Annotated in this window: 14 protein-coding genes; 6 read left to right on the forward strand and 8 right to left on the reverse strand. The window is 66.3% G+C overall.

The features are described 5' to 3' along the window. Nucleotides 1-5 precede the first annotated feature (5 nt). Nucleotides 6-923 carry an ABC transporter substrate-binding protein gene (locus G6N42_RS09895; RefSeq protein WP_163729171.1) on the reverse strand — a complete coding sequence of 306 codons (918 nt, stop codon included), beginning with the start codon at nucleotides 921-923 and terminating at the stop codon, nucleotides 6-8. Nucleotides 924-1,110: 187 nt separating this feature from the next. Between G6N42_RS09895 and G6N42_RS09900 the strand changes: the two genes are divergently transcribed. From G6N42_RS09900 to G6N42_RS09925, 6 genes are all read left to right on the forward strand, one after another. After that, nucleotides 1,111-1,707, forward strand: coding sequence for an HdeD family acid-resistance protein (locus tag G6N42_RS09900; protein WP_163729175.1), 597 nt, complete (start codon nucleotides 1,111-1,113; stop codon nucleotides 1,705-1,707). A 62-nt stretch (nucleotides 1,708-1,769) separates the two neighbouring features. Next, complete coding sequence (locus tag G6N42_RS09905) at nucleotides 1,770-3,230, forward strand: cytochrome ubiquinol oxidase subunit I (protein ID WP_163729178.1); 1,461 nt, start codon at nucleotides 1,770-1,772, stop codon at nucleotides 3,228-3,230. A 9-nt stretch (nucleotides 3,231-3,239) separates the two neighbouring features. Further along, on the forward strand, nucleotides 3,240-4,289 hold the full coding sequence (gene cydB, locus G6N42_RS09910; protein ID WP_163729182.1) for a cytochrome d ubiquinol oxidase subunit II: 1,050 nt from the start codon (nucleotides 3,240-3,242) through the stop codon (nucleotides 4,287-4,289). Nucleotides 4,290-4,330: 41 nt separating this feature from the next. Beyond that, complete coding sequence (gene cydD, locus G6N42_RS09915; RefSeq protein ID WP_174262048.1) at nucleotides 4,331-5,902, forward strand: thiol reductant ABC exporter subunit CydD; 1,572 nt, start codon at nucleotides 4,331-4,333, stop codon at nucleotides 5,900-5,902. After that, the gene (locus tag G6N42_RS09920; RefSeq protein WP_163729188.1) at nucleotides 5,895-7,385 is read left to right on the forward strand and encodes an ATP-binding cassette domain-containing protein; all 1,491 of its coding nucleotides are present in this window, start codon (nucleotides 5,895-5,897) and stop codon (nucleotides 7,383-7,385) included. The genes cydD and G6N42_RS09920 overlap by 8 nt, the downstream gene beginning before the upstream one ends. A gap of 11 nt (nucleotides 7,386-7,396) precedes the next feature. Next, nucleotides 7,397-7,933, forward strand: a complete 537-nt coding sequence (locus G6N42_RS09925) for a DUF4190 domain-containing protein (RefSeq protein WP_163729191.1) — start codon at nucleotides 7,397-7,399, stop codon at nucleotides 7,931-7,933. Here the strand turns inward: G6N42_RS09925 and G6N42_RS09930 are convergent. The 7 genes from G6N42_RS09930 to G6N42_RS09960 form a co-directional block, all read right to left on the reverse strand. Beyond that, on the reverse strand, nucleotides 7,930-8,790 hold the full coding sequence (locus G6N42_RS09930; RefSeq protein ID WP_163729193.1) for an acyl-CoA thioesterase: 861 nt from the start codon (nucleotides 8,788-8,790) through the stop codon (nucleotides 7,930-7,932). The two genes, G6N42_RS09925 and G6N42_RS09930, sit on opposite strands and share 4 nt — an antisense overlap. Nucleotides 8,791-8,810: 20 nt before the next feature. Then, on the reverse strand, nucleotides 8,811-10,229 hold the full coding sequence (gene pyk / locus G6N42_RS09935) for a pyruvate kinase (protein WP_163729195.1): 1,419 nt from the start codon (nucleotides 10,227-10,229) through the stop codon (nucleotides 8,811-8,813). 37 nt (nucleotides 10,230-10,266) lie between these two features. Next, entirely contained in the window at nucleotides 10,267-11,775 is a 1,509-nt protein-coding gene (locus tag G6N42_RS09940) for a glutamate synthase subunit beta (RefSeq protein ID WP_163729197.1), read from the reverse strand. Continuing rightward, nucleotides 11,768-16,321, reverse strand: a complete 4,554-nt coding sequence (gltB, locus tag G6N42_RS09945; protein ID WP_163729199.1) for a glutamate synthase large subunit — start codon at nucleotides 16,319-16,321, stop codon at nucleotides 11,768-11,770. The genes G6N42_RS09940 and gltB overlap by 8 nt, the downstream gene beginning before the upstream one ends. An 86-nt stretch (nucleotides 16,322-16,407) precedes the next feature. Next, nucleotides 16,408-16,827 (reverse strand): DUF2752 domain-containing protein, encoded by a 420-nt coding sequence (locus G6N42_RS09950; RefSeq protein WP_163729201.1) that lies wholly within the window; start codon nucleotides 16,825-16,827, stop codon nucleotides 16,408-16,410. Beyond that, nucleotides 16,817-17,230 (reverse strand): NINE protein, encoded by a 414-nt coding sequence (locus G6N42_RS09955; RefSeq protein WP_163729203.1) that lies wholly within the window; start codon nucleotides 17,228-17,230, stop codon nucleotides 16,817-16,819. Before G6N42_RS09955 ends, G6N42_RS09950 begins: the two co-directional genes overlap by 11 nt. Nucleotides 17,231-17,262: 32 nt before the next feature. Continuing rightward, complete coding sequence (locus G6N42_RS09960) at nucleotides 17,263-17,832, reverse strand: TetR/AcrR family transcriptional regulator (protein ID WP_197905577.1); 570 nt, start codon at nucleotides 17,830-17,832, stop codon at nucleotides 17,263-17,265. Nucleotides 17,833-17,908 lie beyond the last annotated feature (76 nt).

Below are 17,908 nucleotides of genomic sequence, written 5' to 3' on the forward strand. Positions count from 1 at the left end.
GACCTCTAGTTGATGGCGCCGTTGATAACTGGCTTGTCGATCATCCCGTTCTCGACGCCCCAGTTCTTGGCGATCTCCTCGTACTTACCCGACTCGATCAGATGCTCGAGCGCCTTCTGCAGGGACTGCGCCAGCGGCGAACCCTTCTGAACCGGCCACCCGTAGGGCGCGGAGTCGAAGATCTCGCCTGCGGCCTCCAGTTTGCCGTTGCTCTGCTTGATCGCGTACGACGTCACGGGCGAGTCGGCCGACATGGCGTCCACCTGACCGAGCACCACGGCGTTGGTTGCGGCATCCTGCCCGTCGAACGACACGATCTCGATCGGCGGCTTGCCCGCGTCGACGCATGCCTTGCTCTTGGCCGGCAGCTCCTCGGTCTCCTCGGTCGTGGTGGCCTGCACCGCAACCTTCTTGCCGCACGCGTTGTTCGGATCGATCGGCGAGCCGGGCCGTTGCGCCCAGAGAATGCCCGCACTGAAATACGTGACGAAGTCGACCGATTCCTCGCGCTCTTTGGTGTCGGTGAATGACGACATCCCGACGTTGTATGTGCCGCCCTGAATCGATGGAATGATCTTGGCAAAGTCCGATTCGCGGTACTCGGCTTCCAGCCCCAGAGTTCCGGCTATCGCATTCATCAGATCGACGTCGAAGCCGACGATCTTGCCGCTGGGATCCTTGAATTCGTTCGGCGCGTAAGGAATGTTGACGCCGACGATCAGCTTGCCGGACTCTTTGATCGCCTCTGGAACGGTGTTCGCGATCTCCTCGACCTTATCGGCGGCGGCCGTCGGGCTGCCGGTCTCACTTTCGCTGGTGTTGGTACCGCTCGCGCACCCCGAGAGGAGCAGTGCGCCAGTCGCAGCAAACACACCCGCGATACGCAGAAGTTTCCCTCGGCGGTCTTGACACTCACGTAGCACGGTTTTCTCTACTTTCTGCCTCGTTGATCCAGCGAGAAGCGCCGGTAGGGGAACAGTAATAGAGACGTACGCAGGCGGCAGGGGAACACGAACGGCCGACGAATTCCGTAGTGCTCCAATGACACGATTTGCATACGGAACGGGGAATATCCAGGCCTCGGTATTGCCTTTATGCGAAACTTCGCGCATGGAAAGTCCTGCTCGACCAAGCATGCTGCCGCACCTTTGGAAGTCGGCACTGGCCACCGGAATCCTGGTGCTGATTCTCGGGGTCCTGATCCTGTGGCGGCCCGCGGCAGCGATCTTCGTCACCGCCATTTTCTTCGGCGCTTATCTTCTCGTCACCGGCATCTCGCAAGTCGTCATGGCGTTCAGTCTGAAGTCGTCCCTCGGCGGCAGAGTCCTGTTGTTCATCGGCGGCGCGGCGGCACTGGTGCTGGCCGTCCTCTGTTTCATCAACTTCTCGAACTCGATCGAGCTGCTGGCAATCTGGATCGGCATCGGCTTCATCTTCCGCGGCGTCGCGACGCTGATGTCGGCGGTCTCGGACCCCACCCTGCCGGGACGCATTTGGGAAATCTTCATCGGCGTGCTGGGTCTGATCGCGGGCATCATCATGTTCGCGTGGCCCATGGAGGGGCTGGTCGCCGTCACCCAGGTCACCGGCATCATCCTGATTTTCCTCGGCGCAGCCGAGATCGGCACGGCATTCGCCATTCGGAAAGCCTCCAAGGGCCTCGGCGGCGCCGCGCCTGCACCTTCGACAGAAGCGCCGGTGAGCTAACGCACACTGATTTCTACTACGCTCTGTCGTAGGCTGACGGAACAGCCACGGGAGAGGTTCGCATGGACGCACTCGATGTGTCGCGGTGGCAGTTCGGAACGACCACCGTCTACCACTTCATACTCGTCCCCCTCACCATCGGGCTGGCTCCGCTCATCGCCGCCATGCAGACGGCGTGGGTCGTCACCGGCAATCCCGCGTGGTACCGGCTGACCCGGTTCTTCGGCAAGCTGTTCCTGATCAATTTCGCGCTCGGCGTCGCAACCGGCATCGTGCAGGAATTCCAGTTCGGAATGAACTGGAGTGAATACTCGCGCTTCGTCGGCGATATCTTCGGCGCGCCCCTGGCGTTCGAGGGACTGATCGCGTTCTTCTTCGAATCGACGTTCATCGGCCTGTGGATCTTCGGCTGGACCCGCCTACCGCGTCTCGTCCACCTGGCATGCATCTGGATCGTCGCATTCGCGGTCAACGCCTCGGCCTACTTCATCATCGCGGCGAACTCGTTCATGCAGCATCCCGTTGGCGCCAAATACAATCCGGAGACCGGACGCGCCGAACTGGTCGACTTCGGCGCGCTGCTGACCAACAACACGGCGATCTGGGCCTTCCTGCACGCCGTGGCCGGAGCGTTCCTCACCGCAGCCGTTTTCGTCGCCGCGGTGAGTGCCTGGCTGATGGTGCGGTCGGTCAAGCGTGCGGACGAAACCGTAGAGGCACGCACCATGTACCGGCCCGCGACCATCGCAGCCAGCCTCGTCGCGCTGGTGGCGGCGGGCGGCTTGTTCTTCACCGGAGACTTCCAGGGCAAGCTGATGTTCGTCCAACAACCCATGAAGATGGCGTCGGCAGAGTCGTTGTGCCACACCGAAACCGATCCCGACTTCTCGATCCTGACCGTCGGCACCCACAACAACTGCGACAGCGTCACCCACCTCATCGAGGTGCCCTACGTGCTGCCCTTCCTTGCGGAGTCGAGGTTCAGCGGTGTCACCCTTGAAGGCGTCAACGATCTGCAGCAGGAATACCAGCAGAAGTTCGGCCCAGGCGACTACCGACCCAACCTGTTCGTGACCTACTGGGCGTTCCGGGCCATGATCGGACTCCTGCTCGTGCCCGTCGTGTTCGCGCTCGCCGCGCTATGGCTGACACGTCGCGGCCGAATACCCGACCAACGGTGGTTCAGCCGGTTCGCGTTGATCACTCTGCCGACACCGTTCCTGGCCAACTCGGCGGGCTGGATCTTCACCGAGATGGGCAGGCAACCCTGGGTGGTGGTGCCCAACCCCACCGGGGATCAACTGGTTCGAATGACCGTGCAGGAGGGCGTATCCAGCCATGCGACGGGCATGGTGGTGCTCTCACTGACCGTTTTCACGCTGCTGTACGGCGCACTCGGCGTGATCTGGTTCTGGTTGCTACGCCGGTATGTGATCGAGGGTCCGCTGGAGCACGACTCGGAGCCCGTACCGCCGCCCGCGCCTGACGACGAGGACGTCGCTCCCCTGTCCTTCGCGTACTAGGAGTGTGTGATGGGCCTACAAGAGATGTGGTTCTTCATCATCGCCGTCCTGTTCGGCGGCTTCGTTCTGCTCGAGGGCTTCGACTTCGGGGTCGGCATGCTGATGGCCCCGTTCGGGCGGGCGGGCAAGAGCAGCGGCGCGGATCCCGAGCAGCGCAGGCGCGCCGCGCTGAACACCATCGGTCCGGTGTGGGACGCCAATGAGGTCTGGTTGATCACCGCCGGCGCAGCGATGTTCGCCGCGTTCCCGAACTGGTACGCCACGATGTTCTCGGCGCTGTATCTGCCCCTGCTGGCCATCCTGGTCGGGATGATCGTGCGCGTCGTCGGCATCGAATGGCGCGGCAAGATCAACGATCCGCGTTGGCGCACATGGGCCGACGCCGGTATCGCGGCCGGATCCTGGTTGCCCGCCATCCTGTGGGGCGTCGCGTTCGCGATCCTGGTGCGGGGCCTACCCATCGACGCCGACGGCCAGGCTCACCTGTCGATCGGCGATGTCCTCAGCGGCTACACGGTTCTCGGCGGGCTGGCGACGGCCTCGCTGTTCGCGTTCTACGGTGCGGTGTTCGTGGCATTGAAGACCGCAGGTGCGGTGCGCGACGACGCATTCCGCTTCGCCCGTGTGTTGTCGCTGCCGGCCATCGTGTTCGCAGGCGGGTTCGGACTCTGGACGCAACTGGCGCACGGCAAGACTTGGACATGGTTGCCGCTGGGGATCGCCGTGATCGCGCTGCTGACGGCGGTGGCACTGATGCTGACCCGCCGCCGGGAGGGCTGGGCGTTCGCCTCGACGATGGTCGTGGTCGCCTCGGTCGTGGTGCTGCTGTTCGGCACCATGTATCCGAATCTGTTGCCGTCCACGCTGAATCCGGACTGGAACGTGACGATCTACAACGGTTCATCGACGCCGTACACGCTGGCGATCATGTCGTGGGCGTCCTTGACGCTGCTGCCACTGGTGGTCGGATACCAGGGGTGGACGTACTGGGTGTTCCGCCGCAGGATCACCGCCGATGCCATCCCGGCCTCAGTCGGATTGTCACGGCAACGCACGTGAACGGGCCTGTCGACCCGCGCCTGTGGCGTGCATCGACAGCGATGCGCCGATTTCTCGTGTCGTCGACCGCCTGCGGCGTACTGATCGCCGGCGCCACGATCGCCTCCGCGGTCGTGCTGGCCGACATCGCGGCCCGCGTGATCACCGATCCGGATGCGCGCAGCCTCAGCCGGCTGGCAGGGCCACTGTCGATTCTTGTGCTGCTGTGGACATTCCGGACAGTGGTCACCTGGCAGCAGGGCCGGCTCGCGCAGCGCGGGGCGAGCGAGGTGATTGCCGACATCAGCCGGTCGGTGCTGGCGGCGACGACGGCATTGCCGCCACGCCAGTTCACGCGGCACCGTGACGACGCCGCCATCCTCGTCACCCGGGGCCTCGACGGCCTGCGGATGTACTTCACCGCATATCTACCCGCGCTGCTCGCCGCCGTGCTTCTGACACCGACCACCGTCGCCGTGATCGCCTGGTACGACTGGCGATCCGCATTGATCGTCTCGATCGCACTGCCACTCATTCCGATCTTCATGGTCCTGATCGGCCTCACCACCTCCGAGCGCTCTGCTGCGGCGTTACGCGCGATGGCCACGCTGCAATCGCGTCTGCTGGATCTGGTGGCGGGCCTGCCGACGCTGCGGGCCCTGCGACGCGTGGGAGGCTCAGCGACGCGGATCGCCGAATTGGGCGCCGCCCATCGTCGTTCGACGATGGCGACGTTGCGCATCGCCTTTCTGTCTTCGCTGGTGCTCGAATTGCTGGCCACACTCGGTGTCGCGCTCGTCGCGGTGAGCGTGGGGCTGCGACTGGTCTACGGCGATGTGACCTTGACTGCGGGTCTCACGGCGCTGCTGCTGGCGCCCGAGGTGTTCTGGCCACTGCGCCGCGTCGGCGCGGCCTATCACGCCGCACAGGACGGAAAGACGGCCGCCGACAATGCGTTCCGTCTCGTCGATGCGCTGCCGTCGTCGGCGGGCGGGACCGGCCATGTGACGGCCGGATCTGCCACACGGGGGTCCACCATCGCCATCACGGCGCTCGACGCCACCGTCGAGCCCGGCCGGGTGACCGTCATCGCCGGGCCCAACGGAGCGGGCAAGACCACGCTGCTGCACGCCATTCTGGGTCTTACCGAGCCGGAGGCCGGCCGGATTCACGTCGACGCCATCGACGTGGCCGATCTGGACCTGCCCGCCTGGTGGGCACAAGTCGGGTGGCTTGCGCATCGTCCCGCGATCATTCCCGGTACCGTGCGGCAGAATCTCGAGCTCTTCGGACCGCTCGACGATATCGAGAAGGCCTGCCGGATGGCCTGTTTCGATGAGGTGCTGGCCGACTTGCCCGACGGCCTGAACACCATGCTGGGCAGCGGCGGCGTCGGCCTCTCGCTCGGTCAACGCCAACGACTCGGACTGGCCCGGGTGCTCGGATCGGCCGCTCCCGTCCTGCTTCTCGACGAACCGACCGCTCACCTCGACGCCGAAGCCGAACACCGCGTGCTCGACGCCATCACCACACGCGCCGCCGCCGGTGCGACAGTGATCGTGGTCGGCCACCGCGCACCGGTGCTCGCCATCGGCGAGCGCGTCCTGCAGATCGGGAGCCTCGTCGATGTTTGAGTTGCTGCGCCCGCGGGTTCCCCGGCTGCTGCTCGCCATCCTGTTCGGGGTGCTGTCCCTCGGCAGTGCGCTCGCACTGGCGGGCGTGGCGGCATGGCTGATCACCAGGGCCTGGCAGATGCCGCCGGTGCTGCACCTGACGGTGGCGGCCGTGGCGGTCCGCGCACTGGGTATCTCGCGCGGGGTGCTGGGCTACTGCGAACGGCTGGCGTCGCACGACACCGCCCTGCGCGCCGCCGCCGACGTCCGGGAGCGACTGTACGCACAGCTCGCCGCAGGACCCGCCGACGCGGTGCTGCGGCGGCATACCGGTGAACTGGTCAGCGACATCGGCGCATCGGTCGACGAGCTCTCCGATGTGCTCGTGCGCGCGGCGGTCCCGATATCGGTCGCGGCCATCCTCGGGACCGCCGCCACCGTCGTCATCGCCGTCATCTCTCCCCCGGCCGCCATCGTCCTGATGTTGTGCTTGCTGATTGCGGGCGTCGTCGCACCCGTGTTGACCGCCCGGGCCGCGGCGGCCGCTGAACAGCTTGCTGTACAACATCGTTCACAGCGCGATACGGCAGCCATGATCGCACTCGAACACGCGCCCGAGCTGCGGGTGAGCGGTCGGCTCGACGAGCTGCTGGCCGATGCCGACCGGCAGCAACGCGACTGGGGCCGCGCCATCGACCGGGCCGCGGCACCCGCCGCATTGGCGTCCGCGGCTCCTATCGCGGCCATCGGCGCCAGCGTGCTGGGTGCCGTCGTCTGCGGAATCGCCTTGGCGCCGACCGTCGCGCCGACCACGGTCGCGATACTGATGCTGTTGCCGCTCTCCGCTTTTGAAGCGACGACAGCGCTGCCCGCCGCCGGCGTCCAGCTGGCGCGTTCACGCCTCGCCGCACGCCGCCTGCACGTGCTGGTCAACCCGGACCGCGACGACGCGCGCCGTCCGACGGTCCCCGAGATCGACCTCGAACCCGGTGCCAGACTGGCAGTCACCGGCGCCAGCGGCTCTGGGAAGACGACGCTGCTGATGAACCTCGCGGGTCTGCTGCCCGAGGAGACCCCGTCGCAGACCGCCTTCTTTGCCGAGGATGCACATCTGTTCGCCACGACCGTTCGCGACAACCTCCTTGTCGCGCGTGGCGATGCGACCGACGACGAGCTCCGTGAAGCCCTGCATCGGGTGGGGCTCGCCGATTGGCTCGACGCGCTGCCCGACGGCCTGTCCACCGTCCTCGTCGGCGGGGCTGCGGCCGTTTCGGCGGGGCAGCGCAGGAGACTGCTGCTGGCCCGCGCGCTGGTGTCGAAGATGCCGACCCTGTTGCTCGACGAACCCACCGAACACCTCGACGCCGCCGATGGCGAGCGACTTCTCATCGAAATGCTGACCCCCGGCGCGCTGTTCCCCGCCGAACGCACCGTCGTCGTCGCCACCCATCACCTGCCGGCCGACTTTGCAAGTCCCGTCCTCAATCTCGGAGCCTGCGAGTAACCTCAGACACCATGAGCGAGCCGGACAAGCCCGAAACGCCACCCCCGCCGCCGCCTGCGTCCCCGTCGGCACCCCCGCCCCCGCCGGCCGGACCCCCACCACCGTCCTACGGTGGGTATCCCGGAAGCTATCCGCCGCAGCAGGCGCCGTACGGCGGGTACGCACCGCCACCGTCCGCACCCCAAAACGGTTTGGGAATCGCGGCATTGGTGACTGCGATCATCGCGCTGCTGACGGTCGTCGGTGGCGTCGTACTCGGCGTCGTCGCAGTGATTCTCGGGTTCCTCGGGTGGGGCAAGGCCAAGCGCGGGGAGGCGACCAACGGAGGCGTCGCTGTCGCCGGAATCGTGCTGGGGTTCCTCAGCATCATCGAAGCCATCGTCGTAATCGGGCTGTTCATATGGGGATTCGGCGAAGTCGGCGGGACCGACCTCGTCGACTGCCTGAACCGAGCCGGCTCGGATCCGGCCGCCCAGCAGGAGTGCTCGGACCAGTTCACCCAGAACCTCGAGGACCAGTTCTCGATCACGGTCACCCCGACGCCCTAGCGCGGGAAGTGCTTGACGATGCCCTCCTGCACCACGGTCGCCAGCAACTGACCCGACCGGTCGAAGAAGTGCCCCGTGCCGAGGCCCCGTGAATCGGCGGCCACGGGCGACGACGTCGAATACAGCACCCATTCGTCGAACCGCACCGGGCGGTGAAACCACACCGAGTGGTTGGTGGTGACCGCGAAGATCCGGTCGAACCCCCAGGACAGCCCGTGGGTGGTGATGATCGAGTCCAGCACCGTGGTGTCCGACGCGTACGCCAGCGCTGCGGCGTGCAGTGCGGGGTCGTCGGGCATGTGGCCCTGGGCCTTCATCCAGACCCTGTTGTAGGTGAGCTTCTCCCCCTTGGAGCGCATCACCCAGGTCGGATCGTTGGTGTAGCGCCAGTCGATCGGCCGCAGCGCGTTCACGAAATGCGGAACAACATCTTCGTATCCGCGCAGCAGATCGTCGACCGGTGGCACGGTCAACGGATCCGGCAGCTCAGGCGGCTCGATCCCGTGTTCCAGGCTGCGGCCACCGGCCAGATACGACACCATCGCGCTGGTCAACAGCACGCCGTCCTGCATCACGTCGACCCTGCGATTGGCGAAGCGGCGCTCGTCGCGCAGTCGCGCGATGTGGAATTCGAGGTCCTTCTCCGGATCGCCGCCGGCGATGAAATGCACGGACAGCGCGCTCGGCGGCAAGTCATGTTCGAGGCTGCGGGTCGCCGCGATCAGCGACTGCGCCATCATCTGGCCGCCGAATGTGCGCACCGGATTCTTGCTCGGGTGCGAACCGACGTAGGTGTCGTCGCCGGTCTGACGGAGGTCCAGTATCGCCAGCAGCTCATCCAAATCTGCCGTTGACACTGGGCCCCCTTTCCGTGCGACTAGACGTCGTCCTCCCCGATCCGGTGCACGTGGATCAGATTCGTGGAGCCTACTGTGCCCGGTGGAGCGCCGGCGATGATGACCACCAGGTCGCCCCGCTTGTAACGGCCGAGTTCGAGTAGCGACTTGTCGACCTGCTTGATCATGCCGTCGGTGGTTTGGATGTGCGGAACGATGAACGTCTCGGTGCCCCAGCTCAGCGCGAGCTGGCTGCGGACCTCGGGCAGCGACGTGAACGCCAGCAGCGGCAGTGGGGTGTGCAACCGTGCGAGCCGGCGGACCGTGTCACCGGACTGCGTGTAGGCGACCAGCGCCTTGGCGTCCAGACGCTCGCCGATATCGCGCGCCGCATAGGAGATGACGCCACGTTTGGTGCGGGGCACGTGGGTGAGCGGCGGGACGACGACCGAGTTCTCCTCGACCGCCTTGACGATGCGGGCCATCGTCTTGACGACCTCCAGCGGGTACTTGCCCACCGAGGTTTCGCCCGACAGCATCACGGCGTCCGCGCCGTCGAGCACCGCGTTCGCGACGTCCGACGCCTCGGCGCGGGTCGGCCGGGAATTCTCGATCATCGACTCGAGCATCTGAGTCGCGACGATGACGGGTTTGGCGTTCTCCCTTGCCATTTGGATGGCCCGCTTCTGCACCAGCGGGACCTCTTCCAGAGGTAGTTCGACACCCAGGTCGCCGCGGGCCACCATGATCGCGTCAAAAGCCAGCACGATGGCTTCGAGGTTGTCGATGGCCTCGGGCTTCTCGAGCTTGGCGATGACGGGCACCCGCCGGCCGACGCGATCCATGATCTCGTGCACGAGTTCGATATCGGCGGGTGAACGGACGAACGACAGCGCGACCAGGTCGACGCCGATCTGAAGCGCGAACTCCAGGTCCTCGATGTCCTTCTCCGACAGTGCGGGGGCCGACACGTTCATGCCGGGGAGCGACATCCCCTTGTTGTTGCTAACCGCGCCGCCCTCGGTGACGATGCACACCACGTCGTTACCGTCGATCTGGTCGACGACCAGCCCGACGTTTCCGTCGTCGACGAGCACCCGGTCGCCCTCGGTGGCGTCCTCCGCGAGCCGCTTGTAGGTCGTCGACACCCGGTCGTGGGTGCCTTCGCAGTCGTCGACCGTGATCCGCACGGTCTCACCCTCGGCCCAGTAGGTGGGCCCCGCCGCGAACCTGCCGAGGCGGATCTTCGGACCCTGCAGGTCGGCGAGGATGCCGACGGCGCGCCCAGTGGCATCGGATGCTGCGCGAACGCGCTTGTAGTTGGCTTCGTGATCGGAGTAATCGCCGTGGCTGAAGTTGAGCCGTGCGACGTCCATGCCGGCCTCGACCAGTGCCTTGACAGCTTCGTCGGAAGCGGTGGCCGGACCTAGGGTGCAGACGATCTTTCCGCGTCTATTCACGCCTGCGAGCATAGTCGTTAATCGATTCAGACACCGGCTACAGGCTGGCCAGAGGCACTGCGCCCGGGATCACCGGTGCGGGCAGATCCGACTCCCCCATCAGGTATTTGTCCACGGCATGAGCGGCGCTGCGGCCTTCGGCAATGGCCCACACGATCAGTGAGGCACCACGGTGAGCATCGCCACATACGAACACTCCGGGCGCGTCTGTCTGCCAGTCCGATCCGCAGGGCAGCGCTCCGCGACGGTTGAGTTCGAGACCGAGCCCGTCCAGCAGCGGCATGTGCTCGACACCGTCGAAGCCGATCGCCAGCAGGGCCAACTCACACGGAAGTTCCAACGAGTCACCGACGGGCGTGATCACCCGACGTCCCTCGGCGTCCCGTTCGACCTTCACCTCCGCGATCTCGATGGCACGCAGATTCCCCTGGTCGTCACCGAGGAAGCGTTGAACCGCCACTTCGTACCGGCGGTCGCCACCTTCGGCGTGTGCAGGCGAAAGGCGGGTGCGCAGCACGACCGGCCACATCGGCCACGGCGAGCGTGACTCGTCGCGCGACTCCGGCGGCTCCGGGTTGTAGTCCAGCTGGGTCACGGACTTCGCCCCCTGACGATGGGCGGTGCCCAGGCAGTCCGCGCCGGTGTCACCGCCGCCGATGATCACGACGTGCTTGCCCTCGGCGGAGACCGGGCTCGGACCGTCGCCTTCGCACTCCTTGTTCGCGGGCACCAAATGGTCCATCGCCAGGTGCACGCCCTTGAGCGATCGGCCCTGCGCGTCGCTGTCGCGTGCCCGCAGCGCGCCGACCGCCAGCACCACAGCGTCGTACTGGGCCCGCAGGCGCTCGACGGGCACGTCGACACCGACTTCACACTCGGTGACGAACCGCGTTCCCTCCGCCCGCATCTGGGCCAGCCGCTGGTTCAGCGTGGCCTTCTCGAGCTTGTATTCCGGAATGCCGTAGCGCATCAAACCGCCGATCCGGTCGTCACGCTCGTACACGGTGACATCGTGACCGGCACGTGTGAGCTGTTGTGCCGCAGCGAGTCCGGCGGGACCCGATCCGACGACAGCCACTCGCCTACCCGTCGCGATGGCCGCGGGCTGAGGTTCGACGACGCCGTCCATCCAGGCCTGGTCGGCGATGGTCTGTTCGATGCGCTTGATCGTGACGCTGCCGCCCGTCTGCTCCTCTCCGATGGAGAGGACACACGCCGCTTCGCACGGCGCCGGGCACAGCCGTCCGGTGAACTCCGGGAAGTTGTTCGTCGCGTGCAGACGGTCACTCGCCGCGTCCCAGCGGCCGCGCCGCACCAGGTCATTCCATTCCGGGATGAGGTTGCCCAACGGGCAGCCCGCACTTCCAGAGTGGCAGAACGGGATTCCGCAGTCCATGCATCGGCGGGCCTGCTGAGAGACCTCACCCGCGCGCTGGTGCGGATCCTGTTGTTCATAGACCTCGCGCCAGTCACCGACGCGTTCGTCGACCGCCCGCTTCGCGGCTTCGACCTTGGGGACCCTGAGAAATCCTGTCGGATCAGCCACGGCTCGCCTCCATGATCGCGGTGTCGACATCGCGGCCCTCGCGTTTGGCGACCAAGGTGGCCTCCAAGACCCGTTGATAGTCGCGGGGCATCACCTTGGTGAACTGCGCACTGCGCCTTGGCCAGTCGGACAGCACACTGGCGGCCAGCGTGCTTCCGGTGTACTTGGCGTGAGTGGCGATGACGTCCCGCAACCAGGTCAGATCCTCGGGTTCGAGCCGCTGCAGCTCGACCATCTCGGTGTTGACCTTCTTCGGGTCGAGCCCGAGCACGAACGCTATGCCGCCGGACATGCCGGCCGCCGTGTTGCGGCCCGTCTTGCCGAGGACGACCACCCGGCCGCCCGTCATGTACTCGCAGGCGTGGTCGCCGACACCCTCCACGACGGTCAGCGCCCCGGAGTTGCGCGCGGCGAACCGCTCGCCGACCCGGCCGCGCAGATACAGTTCGCCCGACGTGGCGCCGAACAGCAGGGTATTGCCCGCGATGACGTTGTCCTCGGGCAGGAAAAGCACGTCGTCCGGCGGCCTGACGACGACCCGTCCGCCGGACAGCCCCTTGCCCACGTAGTCGTTGGCGTCGCCGATCAGCTCCAGCGTGATACCCGGCGGCAGGAAGGCCCCGACGGACTGTCCCGCGGAGCCGGTCAACGTGATGTGAATCGTGTTGTCGGGCAGGCCCGCGGCGCCATAGCGTCGGGTGACCTCGGACCCGAGCAGCGTGCCGACGGTGCGGTTGACGTTACGCACCGGCAGTTCGAGCCGGACCGGATGCGCGTCTTCCAGCGCACCCTCGGCGAGCTGGATGATCGTGCGGTCCAACGCTTGTTCGAGGCCGTGCTCCTGCCCCCTGATGCGGCGGCGCGCTCCGCTCGGCTCCGTGTCTTCCCCACCATCCCGCCCGCGGGCGACCGCGAACACCGGCGCCAGGTCCAGACCCTTGCTCTTCCAATGGGCGACGCCTTCGTCGGTGTCCAGCATCTCGGCATGACCCACCGCCTCGTCGATACTGCGGAAACCGAGTTCGGCGAGGTAGCGACGGATGTCCTCGGCGATGAACCGGAAATAGTTCTCGACGAACTCCGGCTTGCCGTTGAATCGCGCCCGCAGCTCGGGGTTCTGGGTCGCGACGCCCACCGGGCAGGTGTCGAGATGACAGACCCGCATCATGATGCAGCCCGAAACCACAAGCGGTGCAGTGGCGAACCCGTATTCCTCGGCGCCGAGCAGCGCCGCGACAACGACATCACGCGCGGTGCGCATTCCACCGTCGCACTGCACGGTGATGCGGTCGCGCAGACCGTTGAGCATCAGCGTCTGCTGGGTATCGGCCAACCCGATCTCCCACGGCATGCCCGCATGCTTGAGGCTCGTGAGCGGCGCGGCACCGGTGCCGCCGTCATACCCGGAGATCAGCACCACGTCTGCGTGCGCCTTGGAGACACCCGCCGCGACCGTGCCCACGCCGACGCTACTGACGAGCTTGACGTGGATGCGGGCGTCGGCGTTGGCGTTCTTGAGATCGTGGATCAGCTGAGCCAGGTCCTCGATCGAGTAGATGTCGTGGTGCGGCGGCGGCGAGATCAACCCGACTCCCGGTGTCGAGTGCCGCGTCTTCGCGATGTTCGGATACACCTTGTAACCCGGGAGTTGTCCGCCCTCGCCGGGTTTGGCGCCCTGTGCCATCTTGATCTGGATATCGGTGCCGTTGACCAAATAGTCGCTGGTGACGCCGAACCGGCCCGAGGCGACCTGTTTCACGGCGCTGCGACGCCGGGGGTCATAGAGGCGGTCGGTGTCCTCGCCGCCCTCACCTGAGTTGGAGCGGCCACCGAGGTTGTTCATGGCGATGGCCATGGTCTCGTGCGCTTCCGCGGAGATGGAGCCGTAGCTCATCGCGCCGGTGTTGAATCGGGTGACGATGGAGTCGACCGATTCGACCTCGTCCAGCGGCACCGGGGGCCTCAGCTTCTTGAAACTGAACAGACCACGCAGCGTGCCGCCTTCCCTGGAGAGGCGGTTCACCTCATCGGAATACTGTTTGAAGATGTCGTGGCGACCGGTGCGGGTCGAATGCTGCAGCAGGAACACCACTTCCGGGGTGAACAGGTGCAGTTCGCCCTCGCGGCGGAACGCGTATTCACCGCCGACCTCGAGCCGCCGGTGCACCCGCTCGGTCGGGTTCTCCGGATACGCACGCCGATGCCGGACCTTGACTTCCTCGGCGAGCACGTCCAATCCGACACCGCCGAGTTGGCTGGGCGTACCGGTGAAGTACTGATCGATGACGTGCTTGTCGATGCCGACCGCCTCGAAAGCCTGCGCCGCGGTATAGGAGGCGACGGTCGAGATGCCCATCTTGCTCATCACCTTCATGACGCCCTTGCCGAGGGCCTTGAGGTAGTTACGCACCGCCGCAGCGGGTTCGATGCCGGTGAGCTCACCTTCACGGACGAGGTCTTCGATCGACTCGAACGCCAGATACGGATTGACCGCGGCGGCGCCGAAACCGATGAGCATCGCGATGTGGTGAACCTCGCGGGCGTCTCCGCTCTCCACCACCAGGGCGACCGTCGTGCGCTGCTTTGTGCGGACGAGGTGATGGTGGACGGCCGAGACCGCGAGCAACGACGGTATCGGCGCCCTCGTGTGGTCGGAGTCGCGGTCGGAGATGACCAGGGTGCGCGCACCTTTGGCGATGGCGTCACATGCCCGAAGGCGCAGGTCCTCCAGCGCGTCGGCCAGGCCGTCACCGCCGCGCTCGACGTCGTAGAGCGCCTTGAGGACCGCGGTCCTCAGCCCGCCGTATTCGCCGTCGTCGTTGATGTGAACGATCTTGTTGAGCTCGTCGTTGTCGAGAACCGGCCACCGCAGCACGATCTGGCGGCACGACGCCGCGGTCGGCTCGAGGAGGTTCTGCTCCGGCCCCATGACGCGGGCCATCGACGTGACGACCTCCTCGCGGATCGCGTCCAACGGCGGGTTGGTCACCTGCGCGAAGAGTTCGACGAAGTAGTCGTAGAGCAGCCGGGACCGCTGCGACAGCACGGCAGTCGGAGTGTCGGTGCCCATGGAGCCCAACGGCTCAGCGCCCGAGGCGGCCATCGGGCTGAGCAGAATGCGCAGGTCTTCTTCGGTGTAGCCGAAGGCGATCTGCCTGCGCACGACGGTTTCGTGGTTCGGCTGGAAACGGACGCGGTCGGCAAGGGTCTTGATGTCGAGCAGTCCGGAGTGCAACCACTCGCCGTAGGGCTCCTGCCCGGCGAGGGATTCCTTGATCTCGTCGTCGCCCACGATGCGGCCGGCGGCGGTGTCGATGAGGAGCATCTTGCCGGGCTGCAGCCGGCCTTTGGCGACGATGTGCGCGGACGGCACGTCGAGCACACCGCTCTCACTGGCGAGGATGAGGCGGTCATCCAGGGTGCGCCACCAGCGTCCTGGTCGTAAACCGTTGCGGTCCAACACAGCTCCGACGAGCGTGCCGTCGGTGAACGTGACGCACGCGGGCCCGTCCCACGGCTCCATCAGGGACGCGTGGAACTGCCAGAACGCCCGCTCGGCGGGCTCCATGGTGGTGTTGTTCTCCCACGCCTCGGGGATCATCATGAGCACGGCGTGGGGCAGGGTGCGCCCACCCAGATGCAGGAGTTCGAGGACTTCGTCGAACGACGCCGAATCGGAGGCCCCGGGTGTGCAGATCGGTGAGAGCCGGGACAGGTCACCTGGAATCTTGGCGCTGGCGAGCATCGCCTCGCGCGCGTGCATCCGGTTGCGGTTGCCGCGCACGGTGTTGATCTCACCGTTGTGCGCGACGAAGCGGAAGGGATGCGCCAGCGGCCAGGACGGGAACGTGTTCGTCGAAAACCGGCTGTGCACAATCGCGATCGCGCTGCAGCACCGTTTGTCGTGCAGATCCGGAAAGTATTGGGGCAGTTGCATTGTGGTGAGCATGCCCTTGTACACCATGGTGCGGCTGGACAGCGAAGGAAAGTACACGCCGTTGCGCTCGGCGCGCTTGCGCAGCGGGTAGACGTGACGGTCGAGATCGATCCCACCGAGGTGCTGCGGCGAGGCGACGAACAGCTGCTCCATGTGCGGCATACAGCCGAGCGCCGTCGCCCCGACCTCGGCTCCGTCCGGATCGGTGGGGACCTCACGCCAGCCGAGCACGGTGAGCCCCTCTTCGGCGGCGATGGCTTCGACGTCGGCGCGTGCGGCGGCCCTGTCGGCGGCATCCTGCGGCAGGAAACAGATGCCGGCGGCGAAGGTGTTGGCGCCTCCGGCCGTCGGCGTCGGCAGCTCGAAGTCGACGACCTCGCGCAGCAGTTCGACGGGCAGCTGGATGAGGATGCCCGCACCGTCGCCGCTGTTGGGTTCGGCGCCCGCGGCGCCACGGTGTTCGAGATGTTCCAGGGCGACCAGTCCGTCGACGACGATGGCGTGCGACCGGCGGCCTTGGATGTCGGTGATCATGGCGACACCGCAGGAGTCAGACTCGTTATTCGGGTCGTAGAGCCCCTGGGGCTCGGGAAATGCCGAGTAGAGCATCGAGGAAAAACCCTCCGCAGTCGTGGGAAATCATGTCCCGGGACTGCACCGGCCCGAAGTCCGATTGTATCAGCGCAGCGCGCTTGTTACCCGTCGAGAAGCGTCGGTACCAGCGGGAATCCGGGGAGATTCCGTACCACGGTCCACGCGACGGCGACCACGACGATGACGGCGCCGGAGACCGGCGTCAGCCATGGGCGTCCACTTTGGCGCCGCAGCAGGACCCATATCAGCAGAAGCGGCAAGCCGATCAAGGCGACGACGTTGTCGACGACGGCAGCGGACAGGTCGCCGTTCAGGACGTCGTGGACCATGCGCAGGCCGCCGCAGCCCGGACAGAACAGACCCGTCGCCGCCTGGAAGGGGCATCCGGGGAACAGAAAGTTCGGCCGGTGGGGGTCGGCGATGCCGATGTAGGCCAGCGCACCCACCGCCGCGGCACCCGTGCCGAGGGCGGTGTAGAGCCGCCCGCGGTTGGGGGTCGTGCTGGTCGTATCAGGTGCCATCGCGCAACGGTCGGCCCTGCGGATCGCGCACCTTGTCGGTCAGCATGAGGATCGCGTCGATGATCCCCCAGATCACGGCGCCGATACCGCAGGTCACCAGGCCGACGATCAGCTGGGCGACGCCGAGCCCGGTCTGGCCGATGTACATGCGGCCGATGCCCACGAGCCCGAAGAGACCGAGCAGCTGCAGCAGCCCCGCGACGACCTTGGATTTGTCGGAGTAGGGCTCACCGGTCATCGGGTGCCTGCCGAAGGGCGCGCTCGGGTCCATGTAGGCCTGCGGATACTGGCCGCCCGGCGGCGGATAGCCAGCCTGCGGCGGCGGTGGGTAGCCAGGCTGCGGCGGGGGCGGCGGCGTCGGCTGGCTTCCATATTCGTTGCCACCGAACTGCGGCTCAGTCATGCCCACAGCATGCCAGAAACACGGCCATTACTTCAGGTTTGGCCACTCACGAGCTGAAGGACGTCGGCGAGACCGTCTACCGGCAGCGACGGGTCGATGGAGCGAAGCAATCCGAGGCCGACTCCGAGCGCAAGCATCACGGTGGCCGTTTCGCCGCCTGGCAGTGCCGGCGTAGTGCTGCCAGCGGATTCTGCTGCCCCGGTGAGCATTTGGAGTATGCCGTTGAGTCGAGACGCGAGTTCGTTGCGCAGCTGCTCGTTGTGACGGGCGTGTGCAGCGAACTCGACTTCCAAGGACGTCCAGGCCGGATCGCCGATGACGCGCTCGGCCCACGCCTGCAGTCCCTCGACGCGGGAGGCGGCCTCCGGCTTGGCCATGATGTCGAGAATCTCGCCGAGACGCTCTCCGCGGACCTCGTCGAGCACGGCGATGCACAGCTCGTCCTTGTTCCGGAAGTTCGAGTAGACCGCGCCCTTCGAGAAACCCGCGGCGTCGGCGACCTTTTCCAGCGATGTCGGGTGATAGCCGTCCTCGAAGAAGAGCTGCCTGGCGGTCTTGAGCAGCTGCATCCTGGTCTGGGCCTGGCTTTCGGCGCGAGTCATCCGAGGCACGGCGCCATCGTACCGCATTGACATACTTTTGGACTCTGGATACCGTCGGTTTCTTAATGGAGGGAGC

Source organism: Mycobacterium gallinarum, from assembly GCF_010726765.1.
Lineage (GTDB): Bacteria > Actinomycetota > Actinomycetes > Mycobacteriales > Mycobacteriaceae > Mycobacterium > Mycobacterium gallinarum.